13 protein-coding genes and 1 pseudogene are annotated in these 25,554 nt (G+C 54.5%); 1 reads left to right on the forward strand and 13 read right to left on the reverse strand.

The genetic code is table 11. From position 1 onward, the window contains the following. Positions 1–6: 6 nt before the first annotated feature. From ET33_RS21815 to ET33_RS21835, 5 genes and pseudogenes are all read right to left on the reverse strand, one after another. Positions 7–1,140 carry an ABC transporter permease gene (locus ET33_RS21815; protein WP_036686568.1) on the reverse strand — a complete coding sequence of 378 codons (1,134 nt, stop codon included), beginning with the start codon at positions 1,138–1,140 and terminating at the stop codon, positions 7–9. A 4-nt stretch (positions 1,141–1,144) separates the two neighbouring features. Further along, positions 1,145–2,104, reverse strand: a complete 960-nt coding sequence (locus tag ET33_RS21820; RefSeq protein WP_152570680.1) for a hypothetical protein — start codon at positions 2,102–2,104, stop codon at positions 1,145–1,147. A gap of 102 nt (positions 2,105–2,206) precedes the next feature. Then, positions 2,207–2,602 carry a hypothetical protein gene (locus tag ET33_RS21825; RefSeq protein ID WP_036686573.1) on the reverse strand — a complete coding sequence of 132 codons (396 nt, stop codon included), beginning with the start codon at positions 2,600–2,602 and terminating at the stop codon, positions 2,207–2,209. A gap of 210 nt (positions 2,603–2,812) precedes the next feature. Next, positions 2,813–3,157: pseudogene (locus ET33_RS21830) on the reverse strand (transposase); the annotation flags it as partial. Positions 3,158–3,404: 247 nt separating this feature from the next. Beyond that, positions 3,405–4,874 carry a PIN-like domain-containing protein gene (locus tag ET33_RS21835; protein WP_036686579.1) on the reverse strand — a complete coding sequence of 490 codons (1,470 nt, stop codon included), beginning with the start codon at positions 4,872–4,874 and terminating at the stop codon, positions 3,405–3,407. Positions 4,875–5,467: 593 nt separating this feature from the next. Between ET33_RS21835 and ET33_RS21840 the strand changes: the two genes are divergently transcribed. Continuing rightward, the gene (locus ET33_RS21840; protein ID WP_268808332.1) at positions 5,468–5,737 is read left to right on the forward strand and encodes a JAB domain-containing protein; all 270 of its coding nucleotides are present in this window, start codon (positions 5,468–5,470) and stop codon (positions 5,735–5,737) included. Between the two features lie 68 nt (positions 5,738–5,805). Here the strand turns inward: ET33_RS21840 and ET33_RS21845 are convergent, their stop codons facing one another. The 8 genes from ET33_RS21845 to ET33_RS21880 all read right to left on the reverse strand — a co-directional run bounded on the left by ET33_RS21845 (position 5,806) and on the right by ET33_RS21880 (position 25,554). Next, positions 5,806–9,690, reverse strand: a complete 3,885-nt coding sequence (locus ET33_RS21845; RefSeq protein ID WP_036686581.1) for a non-ribosomal peptide synthetase — start codon at positions 9,688–9,690, stop codon at positions 5,806–5,808. Positions 9,691–9,725: 35 nt separating this feature from the next. Continuing rightward, on the reverse strand, positions 9,726–14,417 hold the full coding sequence (locus ET33_RS21850) for a non-ribosomal peptide synthetase (protein WP_036686584.1): 4,692 nt from the start codon (positions 14,415–14,417) through the stop codon (positions 9,726–9,728). After that, on the reverse strand, positions 14,414–15,649 hold the full coding sequence (locus tag ET33_RS21855) for a MupA/Atu3671 family FMN-dependent luciferase-like monooxygenase (protein ID WP_036686587.1): 1,236 nt from the start codon (positions 15,647–15,649) through the stop codon (positions 14,414–14,416). The genes ET33_RS21850 and ET33_RS21855 overlap by 4 nt, the downstream gene beginning before the upstream one ends. A 12-nt stretch (positions 15,650–15,661) precedes the next feature. After that, positions 15,662–20,404 carry a type I polyketide synthase gene (locus ET33_RS21860; protein WP_036686590.1) on the reverse strand — a complete coding sequence of 1,581 codons (4,743 nt, stop codon included), beginning with the start codon at positions 20,402–20,404 and terminating at the stop codon, positions 15,662–15,664. Positions 20,405–20,412: 8 nt separating this feature from the next. Continuing rightward, complete coding sequence (locus tag ET33_RS21865) at positions 20,413–23,688, reverse strand: non-ribosomal peptide synthetase (RefSeq protein WP_036686594.1); 3,276 nt, start codon at positions 23,686–23,688, stop codon at positions 20,413–20,415. 224 nt (positions 23,689–23,912) lie between these two features. Further along, on the reverse strand, positions 23,913–24,515 hold the full coding sequence (locus tag ET33_RS21870) for a Fic/DOC family protein (RefSeq protein ID WP_051775502.1): 603 nt from the start codon (positions 24,513–24,515) through the stop codon (positions 23,913–23,915). Continuing rightward, on the reverse strand, positions 24,508–24,927 hold the full coding sequence (locus tag ET33_RS36580) for a type II toxin-antitoxin system Phd/YefM family antitoxin (RefSeq protein ID WP_051775503.1): 420 nt from the start codon (positions 24,925–24,927) through the stop codon (positions 24,508–24,510). Before ET33_RS36580 ends, ET33_RS21870 begins: the two co-directional genes overlap by 8 nt. Before the next feature lie 114 nt (positions 24,928–25,041). After that, positions 25,042–25,554 carry a GNAT family N-acetyltransferase gene (locus ET33_RS21880; protein WP_235206784.1) on the reverse strand — a complete coding sequence of 171 codons (513 nt, stop codon included), beginning with the start codon at positions 25,552–25,554 and terminating at the stop codon, positions 25,042–25,044.

Raw genomic sequence — 25,554 nt, forward strand, 5'->3', positions numbered from 1 at the left:
ACTCCTCTACTCTTGCTTTAGAACTTCAGACGGTGCTACTTTTAAACATTTATTAACAGGTGTTATTGAAGTAACCAGACCGCAAATCGTAGCAATTCCAAAAGAAATTATCCAATTAGACCAAGAAACTGTAATTTCCGTTGCCAACCATTTATATGCGTTAAAAACATATGTGATACAACTTTGTACAAGTATAGAAATAATGGCCGATAGGAAACAGATAAATAGCATTTCACATGTAATTTGCCTTGCTATGGTCCAGTTTGTAGCCCCTATCGCCTTTAGAATTCCTATCTCATTTCTCCGTTCTACGATCCAAAATAACGTTAAATTGGAGACATTTATAACTGTAACTAATAGTATTATTCCAGACAAAATAGCAGTGACGAGTATATTGCTCCAGAATTCGCTTTCTTTGGAACTAAAATGAGGTTTTTCAGTACTAATTTGTATCTTTTCGGCTGTTTTAGTTATCTCGCTAATCATACGATTAACTTCTTCAGTTGGCTTTTTATCGTTGGTGCGCACCAGAAAGTGATAAGTGCTTTGCCTAGATGAACTGTTCTGTAAAGCTTTAAGGGGCACATAAATATTATCGTCCCACTGTGTTTGTCTGGTTTCTTTCCCGACAACGCCAATAATGTTGTACTGTTCACCATTAACATTGATATATGAATTTTTTTTCAATCCTTCCGGAAAATACTCATCTGCTACTTGTTTCCCTATAACTGCAACCTTTTCCCCTCCAACGAGATCATTTGCATCGAATTGCTTACCGGAAATGAGCGGCGTTTGCCATTCAGGCAATATTTCAAAGTGAACACCTAAAACTACATGCTCTTTTTCATTTATTTTACTATCGATACCTACCTGGATCTCAGCATATTTTCCAGCATCCAGCGCAATTTTTTTAATATCTGAAAATATATTCGAATCACCTTCCTGAAAATTTGCATGAATGAGCTCGAAATGCTCGGGGGAACCGGAAACGGATTCAAGCGCCATTGTCCGGGAAGCCTGTGCGACGCTGATTCCAAAACTGAGAACGACGATTCCAATAACATAGCCAACTAGTAATAACGAGAAAGCCAAGGGACGATAGGTCCATTCTTTGACAATATTCCGCAAAAAAATAGTCATATGCTCACTCCACACGTAAAGTAAATCTATAGGATGAAGTAGTATTAATAGCTTGAGGAACTCCGTCATTGAGATTCTTCCATGGGTTTGCTGCTAAGAAACCTGTAATTTCATAGTCTCCCTTTTCACTAGGGGCAGTAATCTCAATTTCTTTGTACGCAATTTTGTCTCTAGGTAACTTAAAATACCAGTAATTCGTAATGTCTTGAATATTAACTTGTTTCCAATCCATTGTAATCCAAGCTACATATTCTTCACTGTCTTCCCCACCAGCTCTTAAAGCAAATTTTATTTTTTCTCTAGCTTTCGCTTTTATTAAATAATTTGGAATTTTATATCTGTCAAGTTGCTCAAAATCTTGGTTAATAAGAAATCCGGAAAAATTATTAGCCTTAAAAGTCTCTGTTCTTCCTTCTAATTTGGGTTTATTGTTCACCAATTCTCGTTCTTTTCCTATGTACAAATTATATCTTCCGGTAATTCCGTAAGAATCTACCGAAATCTTCATGTTCCCTGCATGTTTATCAGAACCGGCCAAAACTGAGAAGGTTATAACATGATTTCCAGGTGCAAGAGTTTGAGTTTGAAATTTAACTGGAATAAATATATGTTGCTCATTTTTCACATCAAAATTATGAACAAGTTTTTTTTCATTTGATATATCAGTGATATACTCAATTTGTTGGAAATCTACATAAATCAGTAACGCAAAAGTGCTATCCTTGCCGGAACGGTTTATAAATTTAAGTTTATAGTCAAACATTTCATTCTCCTCAAGATTAACAACAAAGTTTTGATATGTTTCTTCATTTAAATTACATAATGTCAAGCCATATCCGCCTAATTGTTCGACCGGATTGATAACCGGGCGGGGATTTTGTGTCCTATTTTGATAAATTGTAATATAAATAATCAGGACTGATATTAGTACGGACACTAAGGCTAATTTTTTACTCAGACTCAAGCACTATTCACCCACTATTCTTATAATGAGCTTTCTAAAATTCTCTATATAGCAAGGAACTCATATCTTAGATATGAGTTCCTTGCTTATTTTCACCTGATTTTAATAATAGTTATATGTGGACCCGAAGTAGTATCCAAACTTACTATCAGAAGCCTCGTGACTTCCATCAAAGTGAACACCTTTAGTCCAATACGAATTGGCATACTGGTCTCCAGTTTCAGCTTTGAAAGTATTATTTTCTGTAGCGGTTCTCGAATTAGTAGTCCCGTCAGTATTTGTAACCTTTACAGTTGCTTTTACTTCGTAGCACTGTAATGTTGCAGTTGTGGATGCGCCTGCGTATGCATTAGAATACACCGGATTTGAAGTGCTCAATTTACCTGTAAAATCGAATCCTTTAATTTTTTGAGTATCAGTGTCTTTACTGGCAGCGAAAGCGGAAGTAGATAATGCGAAACAAAGAACAAGAGATGAAAGAATGATTTTCTTTTTCATTTAACAATCCTCCCATTTTTTGTGTGTGACGTCACAATACCAATAGTATAGTATCAATTTTTGGAAGTCAATTACTTTTTTTATAAATTTTTATTAATATATGTAATTTATTGTAAATATTAATATAATCGATATCCCTTTCAACTCTGGAGATTTTTTTAAACGTGAACGTATTATTTAGGGCTTGCTGAACGACTGTTTATCAGAAATTCAGGACCGTTCGACGGCGGAACAGTAGGCAAAAATGAAGCAAAAGAGAACGCGCAGCCTGCGTTCCAGATTCATCGCCAGCAATTGCAGGGTGATGGCGGACTCGCTCGTCTGTGCAAGGCGCGCTCGAATACGGTCAAACCCGTACTTGCGCTTGCCTTCTCCAAATTTTCCATCGATTGCATTTCGTTCACCGGCATCCTGTTTGTCCAGATTCCGTTGCTCGCTTGTCGGACCGTCCTTTGGCGGTCGCCCTTTCACCTCAATGAGCGTCGTACTCTCCTTGAAATTGTTCCAGGACACTCGATCAAGGAACGCATAGCCCTTCGTCATGCTGACGGCAATCGATGGAACCGACTTAGTTATTGAAGTTAGTTGCAGAGAAGATGCAAGTGGACTTATTGGAAGTATTCCATACGGTATAGCTGTTTCTCTTGAAGTCAAAGAAGGTGTTGATGTTGAGGTTTATCAGGAAGTAAGTACCCGTGTCAGACCGAGAATTAGGCCTTAATGCTAAAATGCGACATCGCTTATATTCAAGCGATGTCGCATTTCTACTGAGGAGGAGTAGCTAAACCAAATATAAAGAGTTTTAATGATTCCAAGCACAGTTACTACAGAATCCATTGCCACCATCGTCTTCATATGAATACTGACTTCCACAGTCGGGGCAGGTGTGTTCGCCTTCACTGTAATCACTTTCATCAAAATCATACTCATCAAATATAATTTTAGTGATCTTAAAAGAAGTAACGTCCTGGTCAAAAATCGTATGTGACTTTGATGGCTCTGTAGCAGTATAGTCAATAGTGTAAACAATGCCGCCATCGTAAATAGCTTTTAATTGTACTTGACCGCTTGTACTGCTTCCCTTTCCCCAATATACACTAATATTGGCGTTGGCTGTTATTTCCGCTTGAAAAACAACACTGACCTCAAAATCAGTTGTATCAAACTCAAATTCGTTATTTAGAATTTTAATATCGCTTATTTCAATGTCATCAATATCGTCAATGTTACCACCAGCAACTGACTCACCATAAGCGTTTGAGCTAATTTCATTAGTTAATGTCTCAGACATGGATTCGGCAAACTCTTCAGTAAGTTTTCTCAAATTATCTTTAAAGTATTTATTGATGTCAGAAATAAAGGCTATTCTTTCGGTGATCTCAAGGATTGAATTTTTACTGATATGCAATTCTTCCCCCAAATGATGTACCAGCTCATGAAAAGGAACCATAAATAAGGAAGCTTGGTTGCTAGAAGCTAATTGAAATTCTTGTTCTAAGACAGAGGGAATTCTATTTTTCTTAACATTTTCAGGAGCCCACCAGTCAGATTTGCGTTCATTATTTACAAAGATTACATTCACAGGACGTTTTTTAACGTAGTTAAGTAATTCTTTCCAAATAATGAGATCTCCATATTTGCGTTCTGGAATTTCTGAAGAATCATCAGAGTCTTTTTTATGATCAGTAAATCCAGGTGGAATTTTATATTTGTAACGCTTTTCTCCTTCCTCATAAATTTCCAGTAATTGCATTACCGAAAATCCGTTTGAATCTGAAAGTTCTTTTTTTAGGTTATCAATATATTTTTCTATGAAGTCTTCGTCCAAATTTATTGAATTCGATATCATTTCTTTTTCGTGATCCATTTGCATTTGTTTTAGTCGCTGTTTAACATTCTTTATTTCTTCATTTAAATGATTTTGTAGTTCTTTATGCAATGTTGTTACATCAGATAATTTATGTTTATTATGTGTATTGAACAACGAAGTAATCTCATTGTTGGCATCTGAAATTACTTTGCAAACCTCATCTTTTAAACTGTTATACCTTTTTATATTTCTTTCCCTAACTTCCTTAACCTTTCGTTGAAACTCAATAAATACTTGATGTGGCATCCAAAATAAATTTGAATTATCAATTGCCTCCATAACATCCGATATTGTTTCTGGTGATAAAGAATATAAATCTAGCCAGACGTTAGTATCCATAATAATAACTAGATCGGAGTTAAGTACTTTAATCAGGTCATTTTTATTATAAATGTATCCCATTAGAGAATCGATCCTCCTTTATTGTATTTGTTTGATAGGGATGATTATTGAGTATCATAAGCCGGGTAAAGCTGTTTAACTAGAACATTAGAATTTCAAGTCTATTTCCATATGCAGTATACCATGTAGCAAAGAAAATTTAACCACTATTGTACTAAATTAGAATTCACGGTACGCCTAACTATTCGCCGCTGCATTTGTTATTCTGGAAATGTAACGGCCTCCTCCGAGTTTACCTTACCAATAGATACGGTGAGCCATATCACAAATAGGTAAAGCAGAAAGTGGAGATGTGTTCGAGTCAACTCATTTGAGTTATTTTCAAATGAAAGTTGTGTAGCATCAAACAGGCCCCCATGCTTTCATGATGAGGACTGCCGTGTACTGTAGCTATTACTGTTTAAATACGCTGTAAATATCGGTAGTTTAGGTGCCATAGAAGCAGTTGTCTAGCGCTACGGTATCGCTCGTCATTGGACGTAACGACTAGCTTTTTGATAACCTGCTCAAGGAGAAATGGCGAGTGCGACGGGATTTAGCCTCATAGAAAAAGCCAAAGAAATGAATCCATTTCAGTATTTTTCAGAAACAAAATAACCGCGCTCGAAGTCGTCTCCATCAGTACCCTCGATGTGGCACTCGTCACACCGAGGGAAGTGTTCAAATCCGCCATATTGAGCAATAGCGCCAGCATCATTCTAGCGCATTCTCATCCGAGCGGGGACACGACGCCGTCTAAGGAAGATGTGGAGCTGACCGAACGGGTAAAGAACGCCGGAGATATCCTCGGCATCGAGCTGCTGGACCATATTATCGTCGCGGACGGAAGGCATTTCAGCCTACGGGAAAACGGGCTCATGTAGCCCGCGCCCCCGCAAAAAAGAAAACCCGCACCGGGACGAACTTCCGATGCGAGCCTTCAAGCCCACAACTACCGCACAACCGCCGACCCCAAAATACCCTTGATAATCTCCACATTCGCCTGCATATGCTCGGGGTCCAGCATCCGTTCGTGTCCCCCGACGCCCTGATAATACGCCACCCGGCCCGAAGTGGCCCCTTGCCAGTTCCGGTACTGTTGATCGGCCTCATCCTTCGGCGGATGACGAAGCTCGTCCTCCGGCTGCGTAGAATGAACGACATGCAGGTCCGCTTGGACCGTACCGATATTATCCAGCAAATAAATATAGAACGAATATTGCTTCAAGCGTTCCAAATCTAGTTCGTTGATGCGAAAATTTTTATAGAACTCGCGAATCACGGGGGTAGCGATATACCCCTCCCACATCGCTTGTAGAGCTTCATCGGTCACGGGCTCCGGCTCGGTCTTCCGGTAAGCATCCAGCATAATGACATCGGACACACGGTACCCGGCCGCCTCCATCGCTTTGGTCACCTCGAACGCCAGATTCCCCCCGGCGGAGTAGCCCAGGAACGTATAATCGCCATCCCTCTGCGCAACGGTGATCAGCTTGACATAGCGATCCATCCGGTCGGGATGATCGATATAATCCAGCGCATAGATCGTGCAATCGTCCATCTGCTTGGCGAACTCATAGTACGCGATCCCGAGACCGCCCATCGGCGGGAAGCAGAAAAGCGTTTTGCGCCGCTCCTTTTTGTTTAAGCGTACGATGGGCTGCGGCTCCGCCTTGCTGTTATCCATCAAAAAGGCGGCCATGCCCCGGATCGTGGACGACTCCAAAATGACGTGCAGCGGAAGCTCGGCCCGATAGTCGTGCTGGACCCGCGATACGAGAAGCATCGCATGGAGCGAGCTGCCGCCCGCTTCGAAGAAATCGTCCGTGACGCCGATCTCCGGCCTCTCCAAAATCTCCCTGCACACGGCCGCCAGCCGATGCTCCCACGGATTGCTCGGGACGGCCTGTGCCTGCGCCTCCGCCGTTTCACGAGCCGTCACGTCGGGCTGCGGCAGCGCCCAGCGGTCGATTTTGCCGTTGGACGACAGCGGCATCCTGCTGAGCTCTGTATAGTGAGTCGGCACCATGAAAGCGGGCAGCCTTGCCATGGCAAATGCCTTAAGCTCTTCCGCAGAGACAGGGGCGGCACAAACGTAATAGGCGCACAGCACGGTGTCGCCGCTCGCCCCGTCCCAGGCCGTCACCGCCGCTTCGCTCAGCCGCTCGTGGCTTCGAAGCACGCTTTCGATCTCTCCGAGCTCGATGCGGTAGCCCCGGATTTTGACCTGCTCGTCTTTTCTTCCCATATATTCCAGCCGCCCGTCTGGCAGCCAACGGGCCAGGTCACCGGAACGGTACATGCGCTCCCCGGGATAGAACGGATCATCCGTGAACGACTCGGCCGTCCGCTCCGGGAGATTCAGATAGCCTCTCGCCAGCCCTCGGCCCGCGATCCACAGCTCGCCCTTCACGCCAATCGGGACCAAGCCGCGGTCGTCGTTCAATACATAGACGCGGGTGTTGGGCAACGGCTTGCCGATGGATAGGGGCCGATCCGGCACAACGTTCCGCTCCAGCGTCGTCACGATGCTATTCTCCGTCGGGCCGTATTCGTCCACCAGCTCGATATGCGGGAACTGCTCCCTGCTCCGCTTCGCCAGCTTGGCAGGCAGCCGCTCCCCGCCCAGCGTCACCACGCGCAAGGAACGGGCATCCTCCTCACTTAGACATTCGACCAGCGCCGTATACACGCTGGGCACGCAGTCGAGATGTGTCACCTGCCGGTCGCGAATATGGTCGCGGAGCGCCAGCGGATTCCACGCTTCCTCATCCGTGGCCAGCACCACCGTCGAGCCCGACAGCAGCGGGGTAAACAAGCAGGACAGGAAGGCGTCGAACGCATACGAGTACAACTGAAGCACCCGGGCCGTCCCGTCGAACGGGTATTCCGCTCGGCGGGCCAGAACCGTATTAACCGCTCCCTGGTGCTCGATCAAGACGCCTTTCGGCTTTCCGGTTGTCCCGGAGGTGTAGATGACGTAAGCCAAATGACGGCTGCCCGAAAGCGACAACAACTCCCCCCGGTCGGCGCGGTCAAGCTCCGGGTCCCCGAGATCGATGCATTCCCCGGCAAAAGGAATCTCCCCCAGCGGCGAAGTCGTCAGCAGCAGCTTCATGCCGCTGTCGGCGATCATATAGGCTTGCCGGTCGGCCGGATAATCCGGCGGAATCGGGACGAAAGCCGCGCCCGCCTTCAGGATGCCAAGCATGCCCGTGATCATCTCCACGGAACGTTCCACGCGCAGGCCGATGCGGTCGTCAGGCTGAACCCCTCTGCGCCGCAGCACATGGGCCAGCTGATTGGAACGCTCGTGCAGCTCGCGGTACGTCATCGTGCGAGTGCCGCAGAGCAAGGCCGGATGATCCGGCGTCTTGCGGACCTGATCCGCGAAGCAGGCATGAAGCGTCTGATCCGCCTGCTCGTACCGGACCGACTGGAAAAAACCTTCCAGAAGTTTCCGCTTGTCTTCTGGCGTCAACACTTCGATCCGCCCGACGGGGATGTTTTCGTCCGCCATGATCTGGTCCAGCACGCCGACGAATTGGTCCTTGAGCTGCTCCATCAGCCACGGCTCATACAGCGATGCGTTGAAGTTAAACTTCATGGCGGCATCCTGCGGATAGACATAGATATTGAACTGCTCCGTCTGCTCTTCGGCACGAATATCCGCGAACTCGAAGCCTAAGCCATCCTTCGACTCGACATTGTCCACGTACCTCCGGTCGAAGGGGAAATTTTCGAAGATCATCAGATGATCCAGTTGGCGATGCTTCACATCGGTGGCCTGATTCATCTCCTGCAAGGGGACAAAATCGTACGCCTTCGACTCCAACGCTTGCTGCTGCACCTGCTTAAGGCATTCGGCAAAGGGCTGTTCGGGCTGCAGCCGGATACGGACAGGGATCGTATTGAGGAAAAGTCCCACCATCTCCTCAATCCCCTTCACCTCGGCGGGCCTTCCCGATACGATGGAGCCGAACACGACGTCGTCGCTCTGCACGTACTGCCGGAGCACGATTGCCCATCCCGCCTGAAACACCGAATTGATCGTCGCCTGGCAGGCTCTGGCGAGCTGCTGAAGCCGCTCCATCCGGACTTGGCCCAACTCTGCGTTGACGCTCATGATCACAGGCTTAACCGCTGGCTTGCCCGCAGGGTCCAAAGCGGAAGAGTGAACCTGAGCGGTGACAGGAAAACCGCCCCGGGATCGCTCTAATCCGGCCAACGTCTTTTGCCAATAAGCGATGCCCGCTTTCTTATCCTGTCTCTCCAGCCATTCCTGGTAATGACTGTAAGGGGACGTTTCCACGGTCGCAGGCTCTCGCTTGTCTTGCAGCAGGCGGTAATTGTCCAACAGCTCCCGGAACACTCGCGCAAACGACCAACCGTCCAAAATAATATGGTGGTTGCACCAGATCCACCGATACTCTTGCGGACCTGTCCGGAATACGGCCATTCGAACGAGAAGATCTTTACTGAGGTCGAAGCCCCGCGCTTTGTTGTCCTGCTTCCATTGGAGCAGATAGGCTTCCTGCCGTTCCTTCGCCTGCCCGGACACGTCCTCGAAATGTAGGCGGAATTTCCGTTCCTTCATCACCACCTGCAGCGGACGCGGCAAATTGTCGTGAACGAATACCGTTCTCAGGATATCGTAGCGCTTCACGAGGGCGTTCATGCTTTGCTCCAGCCGGGGGACGTCGAGCTCTCCCCGCAGCACCGCCTTGATCTGTACGAAAGACTGCCGGGACTCCTTATCCGAGAGCCAGAGATAATACATCCCTTCTTGCGAAGGAGCCAGCGGGTAAATTTTTTTGATTTTGTCCTTGGAATTCATAGGCAGTTCCTCCTGTTGCGCCGCAGCCGGAAAGGCTACTCGATCGTATCGACCAGATCGTACAGCTGATCCAGCTCTTGCAGCGTCAGCCGGTTGTAGCCCAAGTCGCTGGGCGTGGCTTCGGCAGCGGTTTGTTCCCCGCAGTGGCGGATGAGGTCCAGCAGGCGGCCTCGGAACTTGTCCAGCAAAGCGGCGATCGTGCCGTGACGGTGATGCGTGTGGTTGTAGTCTATCGTGAAGTGAAGACGCCGGTCCTGCACATAGCCCGTGATGAAGAGCGAAGCCGTTCGCTCGGCTTCCGAGCTTGTCAGACGGCCGACCGGCCAGGGCGACGGGCCGAACCACCGCTTGTGCAGATCGGTATCGATCTGGCCTAGGTAGTTGAAGCAGATGTCCGGCTGCTGCGTGGACGTCAAGCCCGGCACGCTTTCCGGGGGCGTAATATATTTCAACAGGCCATAGCCGATCCCGTGATTCGGCAGCTGCCGCAAATGCTCCTTGACCGACTTGATCTGGTAACCTAAATCGTCCGTGTGCTCCATCGGCAGAACGACCGGAAACTGCGACGTAAACCAGCCGACCGTGCGAGTGATGTTCATAGCCTTGACGACGTCCTCCCGGCCGTGTCCTTCCAGTTGGATCACGATCCGGTTCGTATTCATCCATTCCTTCAACGTGAGGCCCAAGGCGGTCAGCAAAATATCGTTGATTTCCGTATTGTAAGCGCGGTGGACCTGCTTCAGCAGCCGCTCCGTTTCTTCCGTAGGCAGCGTGATCATCGCTTGAGCCTCGTCCTTCACCCGGTTGTCCGGGGCCTCGAAATCCCTTGGCACGGGTACGCACGGCGTACTCTCGACGGCCGCCCAATAATCGGCCTCGCGCAGCACTTCGCCGCTCCGGGCGTACTGCTGCACGGCCTCCGCCCAGACTTGGAACGAATGCGTTTTGGGCGGCATGACGATATCGCCCTCGTGGGTCAACGCCTGTTCGTAAGCTGCTTCCAAATCTTCCAGCACAATTCGCCACGACACCCAATCCATCACCAAGTGGTGAGCGACGAGCAGCAAATGATCGCCCTGCGGCGTCCGGAACAAGGCGCTCTTCATCAAGGGACCGTTCGCCAGATCAATGCTCTCGTGCAGCCGATTGGCGTGCGCCAGAACGGCCGATTCCATCGAATCGCCGCCGTCCAAAGCCACGGCCTCGAAACCGATCGGCGACTGCTCCGCCGGCCCCCGGTTATACAGCAGCTTACGGCCCCCTTCATCCCTCACCACGGACCGCAGCACGTCATGATGCTCGGCCAGCTTTTCAAGCGCCCGCTTCAAGGCGGTTTCGTCCAAAGCGGTCTCCGAGTGTAGCATAACCGCCAAATTCCAATGGGCCGAAGAAGCAAAGTCGCGATCAAAAAACCACCGGACGATCGGCGTATCCGTTATCGGTCCTTCCACGGCGTCCTGCGAGATCTGCACCTGCCCGTCGGCTGGCTTGAGATCGAGGCTGAGCTCCTTCAGCACCGGAGTCAAAAAGATCTTCTTCATCTCTAGGTCCCAGCCTCTGCGATACAATCGCGATGCGATCTGGATCGCCTTGATGGAATCTCCTCCGAGATGGAAAAAGTTATCTTCTCGTCCGACTGCTTCTCCTCCCAGCACCTCCTGCCATACGGAAGCCATCAGCTCTTCCAGCCCGCCTTCCGGGGAAATGAACTCCGCTGCCGGGCCGCTGGCAGCCGCAGGCTCCGGAAGCCGCTTGCGGTCTAATTTGCCGCTGGACGTCAGCGGAAAAGCGTCCAGCCTCACGTAATGAGCCGGGACCATGTAAGCGGGCAGCCGGTCCAACAGCAGCGCGCGCAGCTCCGCGGTATCCAATTCCCGATCCGCGACGTAATAGGCGCAGAGGGCTTTGCCGGATGCGGAGGCGGACGCGAGCTGCCGGACCAGTACGGCGGCTTCTTTGACCGCCGGATGCCCGTTCAGTGCGGCTTCGATCTCTCCCGTTTCGATGCGGATGCCGTTCAGCTTCACTTGATCGTCGCGCCGCCCGAGGTACTCGATGCTTCCGTCCGGCAGCCGGCAGCCATAATCCCCCGTCCGGTACATGACCTCGCCCGACCGAAACGGATGATCCACGAACCGCTCGGCGGTCAGCTCCGGATTGTTGCGGTAGCCCCGGGCCAAGCCCGCTCCGCTGATGTACATTTCCCCGCGTACGCCGACCGGCACAGGCTGCAAGCTTTCGTCCAAAATATAAACTTGCGTGTTGGCGACGGGATGCCCGATGCAAGCGGACGGACTGTCCGAGTTGAATTCGTGAGCTGTCGCAAAAATCGTCGCCTCCGTCGGGCCGTACAGGTTCAGCAAACGTCTGGAATCCGACAGCCACGCGCGGATGTCGAGCGAGCACGCTTCCCCGCCCGTTCCTACGGTACGCAGCGAATCGGGCAGCCGCTCCGGGGTGAGCGTAGACAAGACGGACGGCGTCAGCAGCATCGCCGTAATCCGCTGCTCCTCCAGAAACCGGTGCAGCGCCTCGCCTCCCGCCGTCGCTTCCGGACTGACGAGACAGAGCGCCGCACCCGAGGCGAGCGTCGCAAAAATCTCCAAGACCGACGCATCGAACGTCGTCGACGCATATTGTAGCATCCGGCTGCCTCTGGTCAAGCCGAACAGCCCGATAGCCGCTTCGACCGCATTGCACACGCTGCGGTGCTCGATCGCGACCGCGTTCGGCTTGCCCGTCGATCCCGACGTATACATCACGTACGCCAGATGGCCCGCGCCCACTTCGACGCGCGGATTGTCCGGGCTCTCCTCCGCAACCGATTGCCAAGCGCCGTCAAGCACGAGCTTGTGCCGCACCGCCGAGACCGACTCCGCATCCGCCAGCTTCGGCTGAATCAGCAGAACTTCGATCCCCGAATCGTCGATCATGGTGCGAACCCGCTCGGCCGGATAAGCTGGATCGATGGCGACGTATGCACCCCCCGCTTTTAGAATGCCGAGCAGGCCCACAATCGTTTCGAACGACCGCTCCATCATCAAGCCAACGACTGTCTCCCGGCCGACTCCCCGCTTCCGCAAAGCATGGGCGACCTGATTCGCGCGCCGGTTCAGCTCCCGGTACGTCATGGACTGGCCGCCGTACACGACGGCCGGATCATCCGGCGTCAGCTCGGCCTGTCTCTCGAACAGATGATGAATGCACGAATCGTCCGGGAACGGCTGCGCCGTCTCGTTCCATTCGGCAATGAGCTGATGCCGCTCTTCGTCCGACAGCATCGCCAGCTCGTGAATGGATTGCTGCGGATTGCGCACGATGCTCTGCAGCAGGGCTTCCCAATGCAGGCTCATGCGCTCGAATGTCTCCCGGCAGAACAGATCCGGGGAATATTCGAGAAAGCCATCCAGTCCGTCTTCCGTCTCGGTTAAGCCGATGGTGACATCGTATTTTGCCGTCTCCCCGTCGATCATCTGAATATCCGCTTCCAGCTCGGGGAGCGCGAACTTTTCCTCCGGCACGTCCACATACACGAATACCGCCTGCACTAACGGATTGCGGCTCGGATCGATCGGAACCCGCAGCTCGTCCAGCAGCAAACCGACCGGCAGCTCCTGATGCTTGTAGACCTCCCTGGCGGTATCGCGCACCTGCCGCAGCAGGTCGATAAAGCTCATCTCCCCCGACATATGCGAACGCAGCGTGCCCATGGTCAGGAAATACCCCATCACTTTTTCCATCTCGATCCGGTTGCGGTTAGCGAGCGGAGTCCCGACCAGAATGTCGGCTTGCCCGGTGTACCGGTAGAGCAGCGCCTTGAACGCCGCCATCACGATCATGAAGGTCGAAGCGTTTTCCCGCTTGGCAATCGCCTTCAGCCCGTCCAAAATCTCCTTCGGCGACCGAAGGAAGACGCGCGCTCCCCGGTAAGTTATTGCGGGCGGACGAGGGAAGTCCGTATGGATGTCGAGGACATAGTCGCAATCCTTCAGCTGCTCCTTCCAGAAGTCGAGCAGCTTCTCCCGGGTTTCGCCCTGCAAATAATTCCGCTGCCATTCGGCATAATCCGCGTACTGGATCGGCAGCTCCGGAAGCTCGGCCGGGACGCCTGCAAGCGCCGCCTTGTAATGCGCCATCAGCTCTTCGAAAAAGATCGAAAAAGTGAGCCGGTCGATGACAATGTGATGGATGGTCAAGACGAGCGTCGACTCCGTATCCGACAGCGTAAACAGCTTGAAGCGGATAAGCGGCCCTTTTTCCAGATCGAACAATTGCTGGACCTCTTCGCGCATGAGCTGCTGAGCGGTGGCTTCCCGTTCTTCCTCGGGAATATCCCGCAGGTCCACGACGGGAACGCTGACGCGGAGCTCGGGCAGCACGGTCTGCACGGGATCGACACGCCCGAATACGGTCCGCCAAGCCTCGTGGCGCTTGACGATTTCGTTGATGCCGTACTCCAGCGCCCCATGATGCAGCTTTCCTCTCAAACGGGCGGCCCCGTACACGTTGTACGCATGCGACTCAGGGTGCATCCGGTTAAAGAACCAAAGCCGCTCCTGATCGAAGGAGAGCGGGCTCGAGCCCGTATGGTTTCGCCGGGGGATCGCTGCGGCCGCCGGATTCGGGCTTAGCTGCTGCGCATTCAAGTTTTTTTGCTTGAGCCGTTTTTCGAACAGCGCCCGCTGCTCCGGCGTCAGCGATTGGATACGGTCGGTCAGATTCTTCATGGGATCAGCTCCTTGTCAAAGGCGAATTTCCGCTGCAATTCGGATAATAATACCAAGCTTTCCATCACCGTCTCCCGGTCCACGCCAAAATCGATCAAACAGGCGATCTCCCCGACGCCGATGTCGCGGAGCGTCTCCACCAGCATCGCGCACTTGTCCGGCGTTCCGAGCAGGGAGCTTTCACGGTAGTACTTATCGAAGGCGCGGGACACGATCGCCTCGAAGTCCGCGTCGGTCATGCCGTCGTAGTCAGCGAGAATTTGCCTTTGTTGGCTTAAAAAAGTCTTGAGATACTCTTTCAGCGGCCGCTCCACCTTCGCCCGGACCGCTTCGTCGTCCTGCCCCAAGCAGGTATGGAGCATGACCGCGACCTTCTTCGTCTGCGGATCGTAGCCATGCCGGAGCAGCGCTTCGCGATACCGCTCGATTTTGCCCTCCAGCTCGGCAAAGCCGTTCCCGAGAATGCCGGTCAGGATGCCCGCCCCGATCTCGGCGGCCTGACGGTACGTCTCCTCGTTCCCGTTCGTGGCGATCCACAGGTTCAACTTGCTTTGGATCGGCCGGGGCAGCGTCTTGATTCGGTGCACCTCCCCGCGGGCGTCGGTAAAAGGAACCGCCTCCCCACTCCATAGAGCCCGAACCTGTTCGATCGATTTGAACAGCTCTTCCTTGCGACGGATATAATAGTCCGGGTCCTGCACCGGCGCGAGGATAAAATCGGCAGGATGCCAGCCCGTGGCAAAAGCGACCGACACGCGCCCGTCCGATAGGTTGTCCACGACCGACCATTCCTCGACGAACCGGACCGGGTGGTGCAGCGGGAGCACCACGCTCCCCGCCCGCAGCTCGACCCGCTCCGTGACCGCCGCCAGCGCCGCGCTGAGCACTGACGGATTCGGGTACAGCCCGCCGAACTCCTCAAAATGCCGCTCCGGCGTCCACACCGCCTTGAGCCCGTGCCGGTCCGCAAATGCTGCGCATTCCATCAGCAGCCCGTATTTATGGCGGTCCATGGTCGAGCCATCCCCAGAGAAGAAAAACAGACTGAAATCCATGGCCGCCCCGCTGCGCCTGCGCTTCGGAACAAAAGCCGCTTCCGCCGCAGCCTGTCCCCGCCCGGGCTTCGCGCTTGCCAGATCCGCCGCCGCGATCCCCTGCTGCTTGAGACGCCGCTCCAGTAGCGCCCGCTGCTCGGGCGACAGCGCCGCCAACCGCTCGTGAATGCCGCTCATTTCCTCATCTCCTTACCCCTCGCGGCTTAATAGCTGCATCAGCTCGTCCTGAGGCATATTTTCGATTTCGCTGAGCAAACGTTCGATTTCGTCCAGCTCCTCCGGCTTGACCTGCGTCTGTGCAATCGACTCGGCCAGCTCGGCAATTGTCGGCGACTGGAAAATAACATCCATCGGGATATCGCCGTGAAACGCTTGGCGCAGCCGGGCGACAAGCTGGATCGAGAGCAGCGAATTGCCGCCCAGATCAAAAAAGCTCTGCCGTCTACCGATGCCGGGAATCCCGAACAGCGTCTCCCAGATGGCCGCGATCTTGTGCTCCGCCTCGGTTTGCGGCGGCTCTTGAACCCAATCCCCGGCCTGATACCCTGCGTCCGCCCTGCCTTGCCGACTATCAGAAGCAGCGCCTTGGCCTGCTGCGTGCAGCCATCCATTGCCCGCTGCATCGTGAATGCTTTGCGTGGACACGACGGCTTGGGACAGACCGCTGGCCGCGATGCGCCGGATCGCCTCCAGCCCTTCCGCTCCGGTAATGCCGAATGTCGCCTGCATCTGCAGCATATGCTCCTTGATATCTGCCGGGAGCTCCGTCTGCTTCCGGACCCAGACGTCGTCCTGCCACATGCCCCAGTTCACGGCGACGGTCCGGCCTCCGGCGGCCGCATGCCACTTGGCGAACGCATCGACAAAATGATGGGACGCGCACTGATCCATCAGTCCGACGCCGCCGGTGAACGAGATCGTGCGCGAGAACACGACCATCAGCTCCAGCGGATGGGAACGAAGCAGCGATTCCAAGGCGAGCAGCCCGAGTGCCTGAGGCGCGATGACCCGTTCGGACCGTTCCCGGTCGCCCAACTGGATCAAACCCGAGCCGTACGGCTCCTGAGCGAACAGCACGCCGTGAATCATGCCGAACCGCTGCTCCGCTTGCCGCACAATGTCCCGCAGCCCGGCTTCATCCGTCAGATCCGCGCTGGCGTGGAGCAGAGGCGTCCCGTTTTGCTCCAGTGCGCGGATGCGCTTGATGATCCCGGCCGTATCGTCCGATTCCTCGTTATGCAGCAAGTAATGCTCCCACTCGCGGGCGGCCGGGAACGACGCATCCCCGATCAGTACGAAAGAAACCTTCGCCGTCCGGGCAATTTCCTCGCATAGCTGCAAGCCGATTTCGCTCGTGGCTCCCGTCACCAGGTACACGCCTCCGTCGCGGAAAGCAGCATCCGCTGGGTCGGCTTCCGGCAGCTTCACCGGTTCGTAGATTTGCGTGAAGCGCTGCATCCCCCGGTACGCAACGACAAAGTCCCCTCCCCCATACTCGATCTCCTGAAGCAGCTGCCGGATCAAGCGCCCGGAGGAAGCCGAAGCAAGATCGGCCAGGCTCACGTCGACGGTGCGAGCCCGTATCTGCGCGTACTCTTGCGGAATGACCCGCAGCGCCCCGAACAAGGTCGCCCGCTCCGGGCTGCGCACCTGCTCGTGAGCGACCCATTGCAGGCTGCCGGTGAGCACGATCAGGTCCGTCCGCTTCGCCGCCGCCTGCATGCCGATCGCTTGGGCCAAATGCATCAAGCTGTAGAGCCCAAGCTGCTGCGACCAGGCGTAACGCTGTGCAATGGGGACAGGGACATCCTCCCCCTCCGATTCTGGTTCGACGACGTTCCAGAGGTGGACGACGGTATCCGGGAAGCGCTTTTGTGCCGCCAAAGCATGCAGCAGCTCCTCATAGGACCGGCCTTGTGCGGGATGGATCGTAAAGACGTCCTCCTCCACTTGCCTGAATCCGCCGCCTTCGAGCACGACGACGACATCGTGCCCCTCGCTTTTCAAGCCCTCGCTCAAGGCCTCGGCCAGCCCATACCGGTCGTGGAACAGCAGATACGTCCGCTTGTGCGGCGCTGCGTCCCCGGAAGCCGGAGGCTGCGGAGGCAGGAACGTTTGTTTCCATACCGGAGTGTAGAACCAGTCGGCCATGTCCGCCCGGCGCTCCTGTCCGGCGGCTGCGGCCGCATCGGCAGAAGCAGCGGGGGCGACGCGAACTTTCTTCTCCAAATAGTAGCGGTAGCGCTCGAACGGATACGTCGGCAAAAGCACACGCCGGTGCATTTTTCCTTCATGCCAGGCGGCGCAATCGATGTCCGCGCCGGCGGACCACAGCTCGCCCAGTGCCTGAAGAACGCTGGCATACGCGGATTTGCCCGCTGTCGCCGGAGGCAACGCGTTGACCGCTGGCGCCCCGAGCGTCGCGTTCCAGGCAGTTTGCTGCCGGACCAGCGAGGTCAAAGACTGCCCCGGGCCGATCTCCAAAAAAGCCGTTCGTCCCGATTCCGACAGCAGGCGGATTCCGTCTGCGAAGCGGACGGTGTCCCGCAAATGCCGGACCCAATACATCGGGTCCGTCGCTTGCCCGGCCGTAATCCACGTTCCCGTCACATTCGAGACGTACGGAAGCTGCGGCGCGTGCAGCGCAATCCCCCGCATCACCCCGGCGAAACGTTCGAGCATCGGCTCCATCATCGCCGAATGGTAAGCGTGCGAGGTCACGAGCCGCTTCGATACGGCGTTCCTGCGGCCGAGCGCCTGCTCCAGCCGTTCGATCGCCTCGAAGGGTCCCGACACCACGCAGGACATCGGACCGTTCACGGCGGCCACGGACAGCTCCGGGGACGCAGTAGCCAGCAGCTCCCGCACTTCCGCTTCGGACAGTGCGATCGCCAGCATCGCCCCTCGATCCATCTCCTGCATCAGACTCCCGCGTGCGGCGACGGCGGTCAAGGCATCGTCCACGGTCATGACTCCCGCCAAGCAAGCGGCCACATACTCGCCGATGCTGTGCCCGATCATCGCCTGCGGGCGAACGCCCCAAGCCTCCAACTGCTTGGCCAAAGCATATTCGAGGACGAACAGCGCAGGCTGCGTCAGAGCGGTTTGGCGCAGGCGTGATGCCGCTTCCTCCGCTTGGGACGGAGGCGGATACAGCACATTGCGCAGATCCAGACCGAGAAGCGACTGCAGCCGCTCGGCACATCGGTCCACCTGCTCTCGATACACGGGCGCGGATTCGTACAGCTCGGCGCCCATATAGATGTGCTGTGCCCCCTGCCCGGTAAACATAAAGGTCACGCTCATCGGCGTTTCTCCGCCGCCCTCAGGCTCTTGAACGCCCCGGCCGGACGGCGACAGGTCCACGAGCTTCGCTTTTAATTCGTCCGCGACCGTCCCACGATCCCGGCCGACCACCGCGAGCCGCCGGGCGAACGTTTCTCTGCCTGCGGCAAGCGTATACGCCACATCGGATAAGGGAACGTCCCGGTTCGTTTGCAAATAGCCGATCAACCGCTCCGTCTTCCGGCGCAAGGCCGCAGTCGTTTTGGCAGACAAGACGATAACGTTCCAATCAATCCCGGTCCCAGCCCCGATCTCCGATTCCGTCTTGGCGGCCCCAGCCCCGGCCTCCGGATGCCGTGCCGCTTTCACTAAGGGCGCTTCCTCCAGCACGACATGCGCATTCGTGCCGCCCATGCCGAACGAGCTTATCCCGGCCCTGCGGGGATGCCCATCCGTTTTCCACTCCCTGAGCCGGTCGTTCACATAGAAAGGACTGCTCGCAAAATCGATTTTCGGATTCGGCTCCGTATAGTGCAGACTCGGCGGCAGCATTTTATTTTGCAGGCACAGCACCGTCTTGATCAGTCCGGCAATACCGGCAGCGCTGTCGAGATGGCCGATGTTCGTTTTGACCGATCCGATGGCGCAGTATTGCCTCCGGCTCGTAGCCTCACGGTAAGCCTCCGTCAAGGCGGCCACTTCGACGGGATCGCCCAGCGCAGTGCCGGTGCCGTGAGCCTCGATATACGTCATCGTCGTCGGGTCGATCTCCGAGACGGCCAGCGCTTCCCTCACGACCTCGGCTTGCCGCGTCACGCTCGGAGCGGTATACCCGACCTTCTGCGCCCCGTCGTTATTGACCGCCGAACCGCGGATCACGGCCAGAATCGTATCCCCGTCCGACACCGCTTCATCCAGCCGCTTCAACAAGACGGCCCCGGCCCCGTTCCCGACCACCGTGCCCTGAGATTTGGCGTCGAACGCGCGACAGCGCCCATCCGGCGACAAAATGCCCCCTTCCTGGTAATCGAAGCCCGCCGTTTGGTCCGCTTTGACCGACACGCCTCCGGCGATCGCCATATCGCACTCATATGTGAGCAACGACTGACAAGCCATGTGAACGGCCACCAAGGAGCTGGAGCAGGCCGTTTGCACCGCGACGCTCGGGCCGCTCAGGTTCAATTTGTACGAGACGCGGGTGGCGAGAAAATCCGGGTGGTTGCCGATGCCGATCTGGAACGGTCCGAACGATTCCACAAGCTCGTCATGGCTGAGGACATGCTGGAGATAATCCGACTGGCCGCTGCCCGCATAGACCCCGACCCGCTCGGGGCACCTCGTCGGAGGATATCCCGCCGACTCCAAGGCCTCGTAGGCGCATTCCAGAAACAACCGGTGCTGCGGGTCCGTCATTTCCGCTTCCCGCGGCGTCATCCCGAAGAAGACGGCATCGAAGTCGGCCGCTTCCTCCAGAATCCCTGCGGCATGCACCCGGTTCTTCTCCGGCTCCTTGAAGGAGGTAATCGATTCCCGCCCGTCACGCAGGTTGGCCCAAAATTGCTCCAAATCCCCAGCTCCCGGAAACCGTCCCGCCATACTGATAATCGCAATTCCCCGTAGTTCCTCGCCTTTTGCAATCGCTTCCATAAGCTCTGTTACCTCCTCTGCGTTCTAAGCCGTTTCTGCCTTTCCATTTCTTCCTTCCGCTGGAACGCCATGCGGTACGCACTTGTGCTTCTGCCGCCGCTTCCGGCCACTTCTTCCTGCCCTGCTGTCCCCCAGCTCCGGTTCAAATGAGCAGCCAGCGCTCGGATCGTGGGGAACCGAAACAAGTCGACGACGGTTACGGAATCATCCAGCGCGTCCCTGACGCTCTGATGCACACGCAGCAGCCGGAAGGAATCCCCGCCCAAGTCGAAAAAGTGATCCTGAACGCCGACCCGCGACAAGCCGAGCGCCTCTTTCCAGATCCGCGTCAGCACCTCTTCCGCCGGATTAAGCGGAGCTGCGCTTTCCATCGCGGACGGCTCTTCGAGGGCGAGCTTGCTTAAAGCCGCCCGGTCCGCTTTGCCGCTCGGCGTCAGCGGCAGCCGGTCGACCACGCGGACGAAATGCGGCACCATAAACGCGGGAAGCCGTTCCTGCAAATAGGCGCGCAATTCCGCCGTCTGCAGCTTGTCCGTCCCGCCCGAAGCCGGGATCGCAAAAGCAACCAGCCTCTTTCCACTTCCGTCATCATGCACGACAACCACGGCTTGCCGGATTCCCGGGTGCAGGCCGAGCACGTTTTCGATCTCCTCCAGCTCGATGCGGTGGCCGCGAATTTTCACCTGATGGTCCGCTCGCCCGACATATTCCAGACTTCCGTCCGGCAAATAGCGGGCCAAGTCTCCCGTCCGGTACAAGCGGACCGCTCCCGCCACAGGCTGGCCAAGCTCTACCTCCACGAACCGCTCGGCCGTCAGCCCGGGACGGTTCCAATACCCGCGGGCCAATCCCGTTCCGCCGATATACATTTCGCCGATAACGCCAACCGGGACCGGCTTCCGGTTCTCGTCAAGCAGGTATACCTTCTTATTGGCAATGGGCCGGCCAATATCCGGCGGCAGCTTGCTGCCGTCGACGGTTCTGTCGGTCACCCATACCGTGGCTTCCGTCGGGCCATAAGCGTTGATAAAGCGCCGGTTGACGCTCCACACGGCAGCGACCTCGGCAGGACAAGGCTCGCCTCCCGAGACCACCGTCTCCAATGTCCGCAAGGTGCCGGCGCTGCCCGGGACTTCCGACAGCACAGCGAGTACGGATGCCGGGGAAATGAGCAGATTGACGGCCTTTTGGCTGATAAGCTCGACCAGCGGCTTGCCTGGGAGCATCGCCTCGCGGGTGTCTGCCACAAGCGTTCCCCCGCTGCACAGCACGGGGAAAATTTCCGCGACCGAGGCGTCGAAGCTGCACGACGAAAACTGCAAAATCCTCGTGCGGCCGGACAGACCCAGTCTCTCCTTCAACGCATGAATGAGGTTGGCAAGTCCCCGGTGCTCGATCATGACCCCCTTCGGCTGCCCGGTGGAGCCGGAGGTATAGATGATATAAGCGAGATCGCCCTCCCCGGGGAAAGGCCAACACACGTCCTTAAGCGCTTCTACCGCACCTCCCTGCGCATCCTTCGGCTCAACAGGAATGACCTGCCATGTCCCGCCTGCGACGGTTTGTCCGATCTCCTCCCTCGTCATAAGGAATTGAGCCTGCGAATCGTTCAGCATATAAGCGATACGTTCCGCCGGATAATCCGGATCAATCGGCAAATACGCTCCGCCTGCACGGAGAACCGCGATCATCGCAGCGATAAGCTCCGGCCCCTTGGGCAGCATCACCGCGACGACGCTTTCCGCCGCCACGCCCTTGCTCCGCAAGCCGTGCGCCATCCGGCGCGTCCATTGCTCCAGCTCACGATACGTCAGGCGTTCGTCCCCGAACTCGACGGCGACCGCATTGGGCGTCCGCCGTACCTGCCCTGCGAATAACTCGGCAAACGTACACTGCGGTTCAAAATCCCGCTCCGTCCGGTTGAAATCGATCAAAATCTGCCCGGCCTCGGCTTCCGATAGAAGGCGCAGGTCTGCCACGGCGCGCTCCGGATGGGACAGCGCATCGTCCAGCAGATTTATGTACCGCTCGCCATGCGCAGCGATTTCGTCTTCGCCGAACAGCGCCCGCCGGTATTCGAAATCGAGCCGGTACGTGCCCGAATCCGTATGATCCTTAACGTGAAAATGCAACTCATCCGAGATCGAGCCGCTAAAATGAATTTCACTCGCAACGCGGATCTCGTCCTCCTTATGAAAATTCATCACTTGAAACTCCGTCCCGATATGAAACAACGGCCCTGCGTCCGGATGACGCTCTCTCGTTCGGGCCACGAGCTGGTTGTAGGGGTATTTCTGGTGGCGCAGCATGCGCATGTATTCTTTGGCAAGGGTTTGGCAATGAGATGTAAAAGCATGCTGCGGATTGACTTCGTAGCGAAAAGCAGCTATACCCGCGAACATGCCGAAGGTATGTTTATCCCGGGGGCTCGTCCGATTCCCGGTTATACTGGCGAGCACAATGTCTCTTTGGCCTGTCATCCGGTACAAATAGGCGTAGAAGACGGCAAGAAAGAAAGCCGAAGGCGTGACGCCGGATTCTCGGCAGAAAGCATCGACGCGCTCCCTCCTGCTCCCGTCGATCAAGAACCCGCAGCGGTCGCTTTCCAGGCTTCCCGTCGGATTCCCGGTCCGGGCCAAAGAAACCGGTTCCGGCAGCGTCCGAAACTTTTCGTCCCAATATTGGCGGTCCTTCGCATACCGATCCGCTTCCAGGTACTCGTGCTCCCGGTCGATCGCTTCGAGATAGGAAGGCTTTTTTTGAAAATCCCGTGCCTGCCCTCGGGCCAAGCACAAATAAAGGTCTACAATGTCGGCCCCGGCCTGCACAAGGGCGGTACCGTCTCCAAGGATATGATGGCATTTAAGATACAACCATGATTCGGTGTCGGAAAGGCGAAGGAGAGCAAAATCATAGAGCCGGGAAGCTTCAAGCGGGTAAGGCTGTCTGGTCGCAGCATCGATCCACAGGCGTGCCGCCTGTTCGGGCGCCTGCTCGTCGTGGAAATCAAGCAGCGGGATATCGGGAAGATCTTCCGGGCTAATATACTGTCGGGGCATGCCGGGATCGTCCAAAGCTGAAGATGTGATCGAGAGCCGGATGGAGTCGTTTTCCAAAATAAATTGGGCGACGGCTTTCTTCAGCAACTCGGGAGAAACGTGCGTTAAAAATTTTACGGACAGTCCAAAGTTCATGAAACCGGAATCGGGATGCATCTTTTGCATGAACCAGATCCGCTTCTGCGCTTGCGTCAGCGGAAACGTTCCAGAAGGCGTTGCGCTCATTCCTCATCCTCCCTGTCTTCATTACCTCCATGTTCTCCGATGTCGATTTCATTGTAGCATGCTTGGAATTTATTTGCCATAAATACCTAATATTGAATATAAACCATATAAATGAATTTGTTGCCCCTCAATCCAGAAATGGAAAAAAGGCCAACCAAAGCATGGCGGCCTGTCCCTTTAACATCGGCATATTTTCGATTACTTCACCGTACTAATTTTTAACCTTATATAATAATTAGTTCATCTTGTCCAGGCAATGCCCTATGACATCGGAGAGGTCCTGCGTATCTACCTTGGAGCGAATGGAAGCTTGCATAACCAAAGACTTGTCCACCCTCGACCAGTCCAGCTGATAACCGGCATTCACAGCGAGCTGACGGATAAATTCCCTCTGTACACGGCCGGCCGTTCCCTTCCCGGAACGGATGCAGGACATTGATCTCTGCCATATAATGACTCGCGCGCTTTGCAAAGTCCGCCATCGGTAAGTCTTTTAGGAATTTCTCCTTGGCAAGGTCGCGGAACAAGTCAGTCGCAGACGATTCCAAGAACTGCATAGGCGCAAACCGGAAAGTATCTTTCACAATATCTTCCGTCCGGAGCTTACCGGCAAACGGATACACATCTTGGAAAATATGATGATGGATGCTTTTTAAATGCGTCAAGTCAAAATTGCCTAAGGTTGGCGTTAGAATCAACTGGGCTAACCGGTTAGCGGTCACAATGCTTTCGAAAACCTTCAGCTGCTCTTCGTCACGAATTCCTGCATAATTAATCAACACATCGGTGCCGGGGTAACAATATTTGGATTGAACGAAATCATTCACGGGTCGCGATCTCAAGAGCCGCCTTCAAGAAATCAGCTTGAGAAATCTCCCCCCTTAGCTGCTTACGGACTAATTCCTGACCATCTTCTGGCACAACAAGCCCTTCGATAGCCAGACTAGCCTGCGCTTGGCGCATCGCTGCATGAATGTTTTCATCCGATTCAGTTGCTTCCGGATCATGACTAAGAGTCCCCTCGCGCTGGAGCTCTTGCTGTTCCAGTTGATTCAGGCGCTGGAACATAGACTCAAACAGTTCATAACTAAGGATGACCGTATCTACATTCCCGTTTTCCGTAATATACTGAGGCAAAGATTTGGCTTTTTTCCGCACTTCGCCGAATTTCTTTGACGCTTCCGAAGAAGAAATCAACTGGTCAACATGGAATGTTGGCTTAAACATAGACGTATCCATCCGATCATTCTCCTTTGCCAGTAACTTATTTACTTATTATACTGCGAAAATCCGTAAAAACATACGGAATATTTTACGGATTCCTTTTCCCTTTTCGTCCGGACTACTGAACTTTTAGGGGAACAGTTGCTTCTCGAAGCAAAGGTACGGCTCCTTGCGCATGGGAAACCGGATCGCCCCGACATCTGCATACCCGGCTTTCCGGTACATTCCGACAGCGCCCGGATTACCGGTAAATACGTCGAGCCGGATACTCGTGCAGCCTTCAGTCCGCGCTTGCTGCTCAGCAAACTGCAGCAGCCTTTTCCCGATTCCGTGCCCTTGAAAAGCCGGATGCACCGCGAGCCGGTGAATGCAAGCCGGATCGCCGGTCTGGTCCGTCCAAGACAGCTCGTTGTAGTTCCCGCTCTGGCGGCGATCCACAACGACCGCTCCTACGACGCGTTCTCCTTCGCGGACGCCGAACGCCGTTCCCCGTTTCACATCAGCCCCGATCACAAAACGGTTCGGATAAAGCCAGTCCCATTGGTGCACGCCGTTTTGGTTCAGATGAGCCGTAACCTCTTTGTATAATGTCAGCAAGCTTTTAAGATCATCCGCGGTCAATTGGTCGATATCCATGCTCAT

Origin of the sequence: Paenibacillus tyrphae, from assembly GCF_000722545.1 — a bacterium.
Taxonomy (GTDB): Bacteria; Bacillota; Bacilli; order Paenibacillales; family NBRC-103111; genus Paenibacillus_G; species Paenibacillus_G tyrfis.